The organism is Gordonia zhaorongruii (assembly GCF_007559005.1).
In the GTDB taxonomy this organism is placed as follows: Bacteria; Actinomycetota; Actinomycetes; order Mycobacteriales; family Mycobacteriaceae; genus Gordonia; species Gordonia zhaorongruii.
The window spans coordinates 3162228-3174161 of sequence record NZ_CP041763.1 but is presented as its reverse complement, the minus strand read 5'-3'; the positions used below and the strand labels follow the sequence as shown (position 1 = coordinate 3174161).

10 protein-coding genes are annotated in these 11934 nt (G+C 66.1%); 8 read left to right on the top strand and 2 right to left on the bottom strand.

All coding sequences use genetic code 11. The features are described 5' to 3' along the window. Window positions 1-14: 14 nt before the first annotated feature. The 3 genes from FO044_RS14655 to FO044_RS14645 all read left to right on the top strand — a co-directional run bounded on the left by FO044_RS14655 (window position 15) and on the right by FO044_RS14645 (window position 4462). Window positions 15-404 carry a DUF5318 family protein gene (locus FO044_RS14655; protein WP_143965914.1) on the top strand — a complete coding sequence of 130 codons (390 nt, stop codon included), beginning with the start codon at window positions 15-17 and terminating at the stop codon, window positions 402-404. A 123-nt stretch (window positions 405-527) separates the two neighbouring features. Next, window positions 528-2825 (top strand): transglycosylase domain-containing protein, encoded by a 2298-nt coding sequence (locus FO044_RS14650; protein ID WP_132992575.1) that lies wholly within the window; start codon window positions 528-530, stop codon window positions 2823-2825. 8 nt (window positions 2826-2833) lie between these two features. Next, window positions 2834-4462, top strand: a complete 1629-nt coding sequence (locus FO044_RS14645; protein ID WP_244945777.1) for a glycosyltransferase family 87 protein — start codon at window positions 2834-2836, stop codon at window positions 4460-4462. A gap of 9 nt (window positions 4463-4471) precedes the next feature. Here FO044_RS14645 and FO044_RS14640 read toward each other — a convergent pair whose 3' ends face one another. Beyond that, window positions 4472-6481, bottom strand: a complete 2010-nt coding sequence (locus tag FO044_RS14640) for a GNAT family N-acetyltransferase (protein WP_143965913.1) — start codon at window positions 6479-6481, stop codon at window positions 4472-4474. A 147-nt stretch (window positions 6482-6628) separates the two neighbouring features. Here FO044_RS14640 and rpsF point away from each other — a divergent pair, with 147 nt between their 5' ends. The 4 genes from rpsF to rplI all read left to right on the top strand — a co-directional run bounded on the left by rpsF (window position 6629) and on the right by rplI (window position 8377). Further along, window positions 6629-6910 (top strand): 30S ribosomal protein S6, encoded by a 282-nt coding sequence (gene rpsF / locus FO044_RS14635; protein WP_132992573.1) that lies wholly within the window; start codon window positions 6629-6631, stop codon window positions 6908-6910. A 137-nt stretch (window positions 6911-7047) separates the two neighbouring features. Further along, a complete protein-coding gene (locus tag FO044_RS14630) occupies window positions 7048-7596 on the top strand; it encodes a single-stranded DNA-binding protein (protein ID WP_132992572.1) in 549 nt (182 codons plus the stop codon). A gap of 45 nt (window positions 7597-7641) precedes the next feature. Next, window positions 7642-7908, top strand: coding sequence for a 30S ribosomal protein S18 (rpsR, locus tag FO044_RS14625; RefSeq protein ID WP_132992571.1), 267 nt, complete (start codon window positions 7642-7644; stop codon window positions 7906-7908). Window positions 7909-7927: 19 nt separating this feature from the next. Beyond that, window positions 7928-8377 (top strand): 50S ribosomal protein L9, encoded by a 450-nt coding sequence (gene rplI, locus FO044_RS14620; protein WP_143965912.1) that lies wholly within the window; start codon window positions 7928-7930, stop codon window positions 8375-8377. A 296-nt stretch (window positions 8378-8673) separates the two neighbouring features. Here the strand turns inward: rplI and FO044_RS14615 are convergent, their stop codons facing one another. Next, window positions 8674-9138 carry a hypothetical protein gene (locus FO044_RS14615; RefSeq protein ID WP_235831373.1) on the bottom strand — a complete coding sequence of 155 codons (465 nt, stop codon included), beginning with the start codon at window positions 9136-9138 and terminating at the stop codon, window positions 8674-8676. Between the two features lie 591 nt (window positions 9139-9729). On the opposite strand from FO044_RS14615, the gene dnaB reads away from it, so the two are divergent. Then, window positions 9730-11934: a replicative DNA helicase gene (gene dnaB / locus FO044_RS14610; RefSeq protein ID WP_186290632.1), complete on the top strand. Its 2205-nt coding sequence runs from the start codon at window positions 9730-9732 to the stop codon at window positions 11932-11934.

Below are 11934 nucleotides of genomic sequence, written 5' to 3'. Positions count from 1 at the left end.
CTACGCTGGAGTCCGTGCACCGTCAACTCGTCGACTACGCGCTCGCGCGTCGCGCCCGACTGGCCCGCATCCGTGCGGGCGAGATCGCGCTGTCGGACGTGTGCGATGCCGACACCTATCTGCTCCGTGCGGCCAAGTTTCACGGCCAAGGCACCGATCGGCCCTGCCCGGTGTGCCGGAAGGAGCAGGTCACCTTGGTGTCCTGGGTGTTCGGCCCCAAAGTCGGAGAACCGTCGGGGACTGCGCGCAGCGAGGCGGAGATCGTCGAGCTGGACCAGCAGGCGCCCGAGTTCACGGTCCACGTTGTCGAGGTATGCCGCACATGCAAGTGGAACTATCTCGTGCAGTCGTACGTTGGCGGAATGCCGCAGCGTGCAACGAAGAGGCGTCGTATTGCGAAATAGCCGACAGGGGTGCGCCGACTGTGAGCAGACCGGGACACCGCAGGAGTTGGCAGCGGCGCTGCAGTGCGTCAAAGTTGTGGGAACGTCCGTACGGGCGAGTGAATGCAGAGAAGTGGGTGAGCGATGACCAGCCGAGCTGGCGAATCGGAATCAAGGCCGCGGAAGACGGCCCGCATCACGGCATGGGTTGCCGGCTTGGCCGCGGCAGCCGTGCCCGCTCTGGCGATCCTCGGCGTCATCGCCTTCGTCTTCACTTACATCACGGTGCCGGTTCCCGGCCCCGGTGACATCAAGCAGAACCAGGTCGCGACGATCACCGATGCGCGTGGCGGGGTGCTCGCCCGCGTGGTTCCGCCACAGGGCAACCGTACCGACGTCAAATACGACGACATCCCTGAGTCGATGGTGGCTGCGGTCAAGGCTGCGGAGGATCGCGGTTTCGACTCGAACTCCGGTTTCTCGTTGAGCGGCTTCACCCGTGCCGTCCTCGGCAAGGTGACCAACAAGGTCGATGCGGGCGGTGGCTCGACGATCACCCAGCAGTACGTGAAGAACGCCATCGTCGGTGACGAGGTCAGTTACAAGCGCAAGTTCAAGGAACTCGCGATCTCGACCAAGATGTCCCGTCAGTGGGACAAGGACGACATCATGGCCGCCTACCTGAACACGATCTACTTCGGTCGTGGTGCGTACGGTGTGGCCGCAGCGTCGAAGGCCTATTTCAACAAGGATCTCAAGCGACTCACCCCGTCCGAATCGGCGTTGCTGGCATCGGTGATCCGCGGGCCGTCGCTGTATGACCCCGCACTCGATCCAGAGCAGGCCAACATGCGATGGAACTACGTGCTCGACGGAATGGTGTCGATCGGTTACCTGTCGCGCCAGGACCGTGAGTCGATGAAGTTCCCCAAGGTCTCCGACACGAAGGCGATTCCGGCCGAGAAGAACGACGGTCCGAACGGACTGATCCGCCGCCAGGTGCTGTCGGAGCTCGAGACCCTGGGCATCTCCGAACAGGATGTGCGTACCGGCGGACTCAAGGTGACCACGTCGATCGACCCCAAGGCGCAGAAGGCACTCGTCAGCAACGCGCGGGACAAGCTCTCGGGCGAGCCGGACAAGCTCCGGACCGCATCGGTCTCCATCGATCCGGAGACCGGCGGCGTAGAGGGCTACTACGGTGGCGAGGACGGCCAGGGCTGGGACTACGCGTCGGCGGGCCTGCAGACCGGCTCGGTCTTCAAGGTGTTCGCGCTGGTCGCGGGACTCGAGCAGGACATTCCGCTGTCGAAGACCTACTCGTCCGCCCCGTATCAGCACGGCAAGGTGACGATCGAGAACTCCGAAGGTGAGAGCTGCGGCACCTGCAACCTGGCGACCGCGCTCAAGATGTCGCTGAACACGGTGTACTACCGCCTGATGATGGATCTCAAGGGCGGCGCGCAAGCCGTCGCGGATGCCGCGCATCAGCTGGGTATCGCCGAGAGCTTCGGCAACATCAAGCACACGCTGCAGGGCAAGAACGGTCGTCCCGAGGGCGGCGTCGTGCTCGGCCAGTACCCGTCGCGGGTCCTCGACATGGCCTCCGCGTATGCGACGCTCGCGGCATCGGGCATCTACCGCAAGCCGTTCATGGTGAAGAAGGTCGAGACCTCGACCGGCGAGGTGCTGTTCGATCGTCAGCCCGACAAGGGCAAGCGCGTGGTCCCCAAGGCCGTTGCGGACAACGTGACGGCCGCGATGCAGCCGATCGCCGCGTACTCGAACGGCAACAGCCTTTACGATCCGTCGGTCGGGCCGCGTGTGTCGGCCGCGAAGACGGGCACCGCTCAGCTCGGCGACAGCGGTAACAACAAGGATGCGTGGATGGTCGGCTACACGCCGCAACTGTCCACCGCGGTCTGGGTCGGAACCGACGAGGGCACCGCCCTGCGCGACTACGGCGGCTCGCCGATCTACGGCAGCGGTCTACCCGCGCAGATCTGGAAGGCGCAGATGGACGATGCGCTGGCCGGTGAACCCGTCGAGCAGTTCCCGGAAGCCGAAGCCGTCGGCGGACAGGCGGGTGTGCCGTACGAAGCGCCGGCCCCCACCTACACGGAGACCGAGGGCAGCGAAAGCGGCAGCGGCAACGGCAGCGGCAGCGACAGCGGGGGCGATAGCGGCGGTGAGCAGACGCCGACCCGCGATCGGCGACGCGGTCCCGGTTCCGGAGGCGGAAACGGTGAGATCACGATCGCTCCGGGAGTGACCATCCCTTTTGACGAAGGCTCCGGGCAGGGCGACGGGGGAGACGATTCCGGCGATGGCGGAGCGTCACCCGAGACCGGTGAGGGCGGCCCGAACGCCAACCTCAGCCCCAACGGAGCTTCCGGGGAGAGCGATCAGCCGCAGCTCAATTCCGACACTCCGCAGCGCTAGTGGCGCGCGTGCCTGATCCGATCGAGTCGGGTTCGGCCGGCACCGACCCGGCGCAGCCCGGCGCGGTCGGGTCACACGCGATGGGAGAAGGGGCGCACCTGCACGGGCCGGAATCATCCGGCGCAGAGCAGTCCGATTGGGCAGCGCACGGCGCGGGCGAGTGGGATTCGCCGGCCGCGATGTCGGATGACCGGCGTCTCGCGACCGATCGGGTCATGCCGACACGGATCAACCCGATGCTCGCGCAACTGAGCACGAGCATCGGCGGTCCGGTCGGGCAGCACGCGGCTGTCGGACGCAACCGGGCATGGACCCCGCTGCGGATCCTGTTCCTCCTGGCGCTCGTCACCTTGGCGTTCGGCTGGTTCGGGAAGGCCGGCTGCATACAGCAGACTCCGGCCGCGAACGGCTCACCCGGGCAGATGCGCCTCGACTGGGACGACCAACGCCAGTTCTACGGGCTGTGCTATTCGAACGTCGTCGCCGGATACTCGCAGAACCGGTTGACTCCGGACGATCTCGCCGCCGGTGCGATGCCGTATCGCACTTTCTGGACGACGAACTCCGCACGCGAGTACATCGGAGTACCGGTGGTGACGGCGGCGTTCATGTACGTCTCAGCACAGGCCGCGCGAGGCTGGGGTGCGCTCACGGATGCGGTCGGCGCCCCGTCGGCGCTCGCCGTCGTCGACTACTTCAACATCGCGGCCTTGTTGATGGCGCTCGGCTGGCTGATCGCCGTGTGGGCGACCATGCGATCGCGCCGCAGACAGCCTTGGATGGTGGCGGCCATGGCGGTGTCGCCGTTGGTCATCGTGCACGCCTTCACGGCGTTCGAAGTGCTGCCAGTGATGTTCGTCGCCCTCGCCATGCTCGCCTGGTCACGCGCGAGACGTTGGCTCACCGGAGTGTTCGTCGGGCTCGGTGCCTGCACGACCTTCTACCCCATCCTGCTGATCCCGGCGATAGCCATCCTGTGCGTCCGCTACCGGCAGATGCGCGATGCCGGTGCGGTGACGCTCGCTGCGATCGGGACCTGGGTGGCCGTGAATCTGCCGGTCGTGATCGCGTATCCGTCCGGGTGGGCTGCGACGTTCACCGGATGGCGCGACCGGATGTTCGAGCAGGACACCGTGTACCGGTTGATCGCGCAGCTGACCGGATGGTCGCCGTCGACGACGCTCATCAATGCGCTGGTGATCGTGCTGATGGTCGGGGTGATCGCCGGAGTCGCATATGTCGGTATGCGCGCGGAGCGGGCACCGAGCCTCGCAGCCCTCATGTTCGTCCTCGTCGCCGGGTTCCTGGTCGTCGGCAAGGAATGGCGTCCCGAGTCGTCCCTGTGGCTGGTGCCGCTCGCGGTCCTGGCGATCCCGCATCCGCGGGTGCTCCTGGCCTGGATGACATTCGAAGCCCTGCTCTGGATTCCGCGCATGAGTCTGTTCCTGGATCCGGAGCGCAGGTGGCTGCCGGAGGAGTGGTTCTACATCGGCGCGGTGATCCGCGGTCTCATCGTTCTGGGACTCGTCGCATTCGTCGTGTGGGATCTGCTCCGCCCCGCTGGGCGAAGGACGTCCGGTAGCGGGTTGCTTCTGCGGTCGCCGTCTCCCGTGCACCAGCCGGTGTCACCGGGCTGACCGGGTGCTTCAGCGTGCCGACCGCATCGCGAGTTCGTCCCGAACCCCAGGCCAGTCGTCGTCGGTCATCGCGAACTGAGCGGTGGTGCGCCACCCGTCACCGAACCGGCGGTGCTTGCGCAGCAGTCCTTCGAACTCCGCGCCCAACTTGCTGATCGCGGCACGTGAGCGTGCGTTGCTCTCGTGCGTGTGCCAGACGACGCGTGTCGCGCCGCAGGTGGCGAAGGCGTACTCGAGCAACAACATCTTGGCGGCCGGATTCACCTGTGTGCCCATCGTTCCCGGTGTGTAGAAGGTGTGGCCGATGGCGAGACTGCGATGCTCTGCCTGGACGTCGTAGTAGCTGGTGGTGCCGACCAGCCGTCCGCCGTAGAGGACGGCGAACGGGATCCGGGCAGGATCGGACAACGCGCGAACGATCCATTCCGTCGCCTCGTGCGCCGTGCCCGGGATGGGGCTGGTCCAGCGGTACAGCTCGCGATCCGATTCGGAGATGAGCGCCGCCAGCGCCGAGGCGTCCGACGCGGTGAGCGGCCGTAGCGTCACGTCGCCCCGGGTGAGCGTCGGCGCTCCCAGCCAGGTGCGCGCGTCGGTCGCGTCGGAGGCGGCCAGCCGGGTGAGCGGTCCGGCGGGTGGCGGCGCCGACCGCAGATACGATGCGAGCGGTTCGCGAAGGGGAGTGCGGACGAACGCGACGATGCCGGTCAGCAGGATCGCGGCGTGCACCCAGACCCCGAGGTTGACGCCGCCGAGAACCCACCAGGGAGCGGGGCTGTCGCTCACGTCGAAACCGAGATACCGGAAGATCGTGGCGTCGAGGGTGAAGTCGCTGACCAGGTAGGCCGCGATCCACCACCAGCGCACGCGCAGCAGCACGAAGAACGGCAGGATCCACAGCGTGTACTGCGGTGAGTGGACCTTGTGGAAGACCATGAACGCGGCGAGCATCGCGGCAGCCACGCCCAGCCAGGGGAACACCCCGTCGTCCCGGTACGCCTTCCATCCGAGCCACATGGCCGCGGCGAAGCCCAGCACGATCAGCAGGGGCGACGCGATGTCCACGATGGAGTCGTATCCGTTCGTCTCACCGCCGGTGAGATGACGCAGGCCCCAGAACCAGATGCTGTTCGTGGTGTTGTCGGCCTCGCGTTTCCCCTGGAACGTAAGGGCGGCCCGCCATCCGTCGAATCCGGCGATCATGAAGGGGATCTGGGTGAGAGCGACCGTCACCACGGCCGCCACCGCGACGCGGATCGCGCCCGTCCAATCGAGGGCGCGGCGCACGCGCGGTCCGTGCCCGCCGGTCAGGACATAGGCCGCGAGCGGCAGCACGAAGAATCCGGGATAGATCTTGAGTGAGAACCCGATCGCGAGGAGGACGGAAGCGACGACGGCGGTGGTGCGCAACGAGATCCGGCGTCTGCCGGTTCGCGGATGCACACTCGCTCCGAACGCCATGACCCCGACGGCGGCGACCGCGGTGAACACCACGGGCAGTTCCCAGTTGTGGAATGCGTACAGCACCAGCGGCGGGGTAGCGGCCCACAAGAGCACCCACCAGCGGGTCATCAGTGCGAGGAGCACGGTGATCGCGATGGCGAACGGTGCGAGAATCAGCGCGCTGTGCTCCAAGAAGGCGAGGTCGGTGTGGGCGCCGATTCCGCCGATCCACATCAGCAGCCCGGACAGGACCGGGTACTCGACGACACCGCCGAACAGCTGGCCGGCGGAGTCGATTCCGCCGTGGATGTACGGGAAGACGTGCCGGTCGATGTCGCGACCGATCCACAGCATCATCACGTCCGAGTAGCAGGGGACGATCGCGTGCGAATCGCCGCTGGGGAATCGCAGGCTGCGGCCGAACTCATCGAACGGTGCGCCGGCGCACGCAGTCTTCGCGCGAAACGCCCAGGTCAGCGTGAAAACGGTTGCCAGGAGGGACGTCAGAAGGACGAGAGTCCGCTCGCCGAGGCGGGAACTCGGCGAGAACGAGGACGCGAGACCGGGAACGGCGGGCATGCGATCAACGGTAGAGGTCGAGTGGCCGCTGCCGCGATTTCGCAGGTCAGAACCTCTCATGTAGCCTGGACGGGTTGCCGACGCAGGCGACCCTCCTGTCGCGGACAGTCCGCGGCCGATCTAGCCCATAGGAGGTGATGTGGTCTTATGCGTCACTACGAAATGATGGTCATTCTCGATCCGAGCTTGGACGAGCGCACCGTCGCACCCTCACTGGATACTTTCCTCAATGTCGTCCGTAAGGATGGCGGCAGCGTGGACAACGTTGATATCTGGGGCAAGCGCCGTCTTGCTTACGAGATCCTGAAGCACAGCGAAGGCATCTACGCCGTCGTCGATCTCAACGCGACCCCGGACACCGTGAGCGAGCTCGACCGTCAGCTGAAGCTGAACGAGTCGGTCCTGCGCACCAAGGTCCTGCGCAAGTAGGAACCGGGCGCGTCCACACCTGCATCCACAGGTTGGAAATTCGCCCGCACGTTTGTCGGCGACGCAACGTAAGTTGGTTCCAAACCAATTACGAGCGTTCGCTGTCGGGCGTTCCATCCAGACGTTAGGGAGTCTCTATGACTGACACGGTCATCACGGTTGTCGGAAACCTGACCGCCGATCCGGAACTGCGTTTCACGCCGTCCGGTGCGCCGGTCGCCAACTTCACTGTGGCATCCACTCCGCGCACGTTCGATCGTCAGACCAACGAGTGGAAGGACGGCGAAGCGCTGTTCCTCCGCTGCAGCATCTGGCGTGACGCGGCGGAGAACGTGACCGAGTCGCTCACCAAGGGTGCCCGTGTCGTGGTGCAGGGCAAGCTCAAGCAGCGGTCGTTCGAAACCCGTGAGGGCGAGCGTCGCACCGTTGTGGAGCTGGACGTGGACGAAATCGGTCCTTCGCTCCGTTACGCCACCGCCAAGGTCGCCAAGACCCAGCGCGGCGGCGGCGGTAACTACGGCGGAGGAAATTCGGGCGGAAACTTCGGAGGAAACTCCGGTGGCGGCTTCGGAGGCAACTCCGGCGGCGGCCGCCCCGCCTCGAACCAGCCGGTCGAAGACCCGTGGGGCAGCGCGCCTGCCACCGGCGGAGGCTTCTCCGGCGGGGACGACGAACCACCTTTCTGATTCCGGGCCTGCCAGCCCGGAGGTACTCAACTGGAGCATCAACACATGGCGAAGCAAAAGGGCCGCAAGGCTCGTGTCGAGAAGGTAACCAAGGCCAAGGCCTGCACCTTCTGCAAGGACACCAAGAAGAACAAGACCGTCAACATCGATTACAAGGACACCGCGCTGCTGCGTCGCTTCCTGTCCGACCGCGGCAAGATCCGTTCGCGTCGCGTGACGGGTAACTGCGTCCAGCACCAGCGTGACATCGCGGTGGCCGTCAAGAACTCGCGTGAAGTGGCGCTCCTGCCCTTCACCTCAACCACCCGCTGAGCGGAAGGAGATCACTGAAATGAAGCTGATCCTGACTGCCTCCGTCGAGAATCTCGGCGAAGCGGGCGACATTGTCGAGGTTCGCGACGGTTACGGCCGCAACTTCCTGCTGCCCCGCGGTCTGGCCATCGTCGCCACCCGTGGTGCCGAGAAGCAGGTCGAGGGCATCCGCCGGTCGCAGGAGGCTCGCGCCGTGCGCGACCTGGACCACGCGAACGAGCTGAAGCAGACCCTCGAGGGCCTCGAGGCCGTCAACCTGACGGTCAAGACCCACGATTCGGGCAAGCTGTTCGGTTCGGTCTCGACCGCAGACGTTGCGGGCGCGATCCGCAATGCCGGCGGCCCGGCCGTCGACAAGCGCTCGGTGGAGCTGCCGAACGGCCACATCAAGGCCGTCGGCTCGTACCCCGTGGTCGTCAAGCTGCACCCGAAGGTTGAAGCGAAGTTCAACCTGTCGGTCAACGCCTGACAGCTACGTAGCAAGGCTGAGGAGGCCGGTCACCCGTCGGGGGACCGGCCTCCTTCTTTGCCTCCAGGCTGCCTGCCTCGACGGTTGAGCCGGGCCCGTCTGTCTCGACGGTTGAGCCGGGCCTGCCCGCCTCGATGGTTGAGCTGGGCCCGTCTGTCTCGATGGTTGAGCCGGGCCTGCCCGCCTCGGTGGTTGAGCCGCGTCTGTCTGTCTCGATGGTTGAGCCGCGACCGAGGCGCCAGCCGAGGACGCGAGTCGAAACCTGCTCTGCCAGATGAGACACCCCGAACCGCCACCTACCGCAGGTGCGCAGGCAGATACCTCGACTTCGGGTTCCGGCTGTGAGAGGTGTCCCCCCGCGGATAGTAGAAGCGGTGCCAGGCCCGGTTGAGCGCGAACGCCCGGTTCGGCGTCGAGCACGCGACCACGCCGCGTCGCGGGACCGCGCACGTGGTGTTCCCGACTGACACGCGTGTGCCGGTCTTCAGCACCGGTGCCCGGAATCCTGCGCGTGACCCGAACCTGTACGTGGTACCCGGCGGAATCCATTGCGGCCCCTGCATGTCACCGGTGATGGCGACTCCGCGTACGCCGCGTGGCGCTGTCGCGGAGTGGCCGGAGCAGGCGACGTTGCCGGGTGTGGCCCCGATCTGGCAGATGCGCCGGGCGGCGATGAAGAAGTGCTTGCCGTTGTCGGGGTAGGCGATGGACCGGTACCGGTCGGGGTTCACCGGTTGGTAGCGCGAGAAATCGAACTCCATCGGTCGTTCTGGGGCCGCGCCGGCTGACCCAGCTGTGAACACGGTGGAGATCAGGACAACCACAGCGGCGAGGACGCACTGAAGCGTCGCCAACCGAGGACGTGTGGTTCTGAGGGCTCGCACGGCTCCATTGGACCACTTCGCATGGGCGATGACTCGGGTTTGCGGTGTTCACGCCGACTTCATTCTGGAGGCCGCCGGGCACATCGCTCAGCTGGTGCCTCGTCCGTCCGATCGGGGAGTCTCAACCCCTCGTCCAGTCGGTCCCGGGCGTGGCGCAACGCAACACGCCGACGAAACTGAAACTGGTTGTTGGGGAATTGTAAAATGCACTGTGACCTGCAATGGGACGTACGGATCTCGCGCCATTCCACAGAGACTCCACAGGACAGTTCACATGTCGTCTTGCACGTTGCTGAGTTGTCCACACGCTATTAACAGTGTTGTCCACAGCCCCGGTTTGTCGCTGTCGGTGCCTGGCTCTAACCTCTGTGAAGGTTCGAGTTAGTTGATCGGCAACCAGGGGCGAAGGCAGGCGATCTCAGGATCGTCGGCGAGGTACTACTGCGGAGGGGGACGCGGGTGACGGCGATCGATGAGCCGATTCCTGAGTCGGAGGCACCTAGTGGACCGCCCCGCGAGGACTACGGCCGTCAGCCCCCGCAGGATCTGCAGGCTGAGCAGTCCGTTCTGGGTGGCATGCTGCTGTCGAAGGACGCCGTGGCGGATGTGCTGGAGCGGATCCGTCCGGGGGACTTCTACAAGCCCGCGCATCAGGCGGTGTACGACGCGGTTCTGGAACTGTACGGACGCGGTGAGCCTGCGGACGCGGTGACTGTCGCGGCCGAACTGGAGCGGCGCGGCGATCTGCGCAAGGTCGGCGGCGCCCCGTACATCCACACTCTTATCTCGACGGTGCCGACGGCGGCCAACGCCGGCTACTACGCGGAGATCGTCGGCGAGAAAGCCATTCTGCGTCGCCTCGTGGAGGCCGGAACGCGCATCGTTCAGTACGGCTATGCCGGTGACGGCGGCCAGGACGTCGCCGAGGTCGTCGACCGTGCGCAGGCTGAGGTGTACGAGGTCACCGAGCGCCGGACGGCGGAAGACTACGTGGTCCTCGAAGAGCTCCTGCAGCCGACGCTGGACGAGCTGGATTCCATCGCGTCGCGGGGCGGACTCTCGCTCGGCGTGCCCACCGGATTCGCCGATTTCGACAAGGTGACCAACGGTCTGCACCCGGGCCAGATGATCATCGTCGCCGCCCGCCCGGGTGTGGGCAAGGCGCTGGCCCTCGATACCCCGTTGCCCACGCCGGACGGCTGGACGACGATGGGCAAGGTCGCCGAGGGGGATCGCCTGCTCGGCGCCGACGGTCGGCCGACCCGCGTGATCGCGGCGACCGAGGTTATGACGCACCGTCCCTGCTACGAGATCGAGTTCGACGACGGCAGCGCTCTGGTGGCCGATCAGCAGCACCAGTGGGTCGCCGATGTGGACGGCCGTCGGGAAGTGCTGAGCACCGACTCGCTGCAGCTGTACGCGGGACGTGCCACCGTCCCGAACGCTGAGCCGGTCGCGTTGCCGCGCCGTCCGTTCGCGTACGGCCCGTACACGGTGGGCGCGTTGGCGGGTATGGCGTACGACGACCCCGAGATCGGCATGCGCATCGAGGAGGAAGGCCCCGTCGACGTGATGACGTTGATGGCCGACCTCGGTGGCCGGATCCCTCGCGAGTACCTGCGCGGATCGATCGGTCAGCGTCGCGCGCTGCTCGCAGGCATCCTCGATTCGCGCGCACGTGTGGACGACGATGGCTGGATCACGGTACCCGCTGCCACCAGCCACATGTCCGGCATCGTCGGTGACCTGGCGGCCAGCCTCGGCTACACCTTCCGTCGCGCGAGCAGCGGGTGGGTCCGCCTCGCTGCCTCGGACGATGTGTTCACGGTGCACGAGAAGATGCAGCGCCACAAGGAGCTCCGCACTCAGGTGCGCTCGCGCCTCGTCGTGTCGGTGCGGTCGGTGCCGAGCGTGCCGGTCCGGTGCGTGCAGGTCGACAATCCCGAGCATCTGTACCTGGCGGGCGAGGCGATGGTGCCGACGCACAACTCGACGCTCGCGATGGACTGGTTGCGCTCGGCGGCCATCCACAACGGCCTGACCGGCGCGATGTTCTCGTTGGAGATGAGCAAGACCGAGATCGTCATGCGACTGCTGTCGGCAGAGGCGAAGGTCAAGCTCGGCGATATGCGCTCGGGCAATATGAGCGACGACGACTGGAGCAGGTTGGCGCGGCGGATGGGCGAGATCACCGATGCTCCGCTGTTCATCGATGACTCGCCGAACCTGACGATGATGGAGATCCGTGCCAAGGCGCGTCGCCTCAAACAGCGTCATGACCTGAAGCTCGTCGTGGTCGACTACCTGCAGCTGATGACGTCGGGCAAGAAGGTCGAGTCCCGTCAGCAGGAGGTCTCGGAGTTCTCGCGGTCACTCAAGCTGCTCGCCAAGGAACTCGAAGTTCCGGTGGTCGCGATCAGTCAGCTGAACCGTGGTCCCGAGCAGCGTACGGACAAGAAGCCGCAGGTCTCCGACCTCCGTGAGTCGGGTTCGCTCGAGCAGGACGCCGACATGGTCATCCTGCTGCACCGACCGGACTCCATCGAGCGCGACGACCCGCGTGCCGGTGAGGCCGACATCATTCTCGGCAAGCACCGCAACGGTCCGACGGCGACGATCACCGTCGCCCATCAGCTTCACCTGTCGAAGTTCGTGGACATGGCGCGGGGCTGA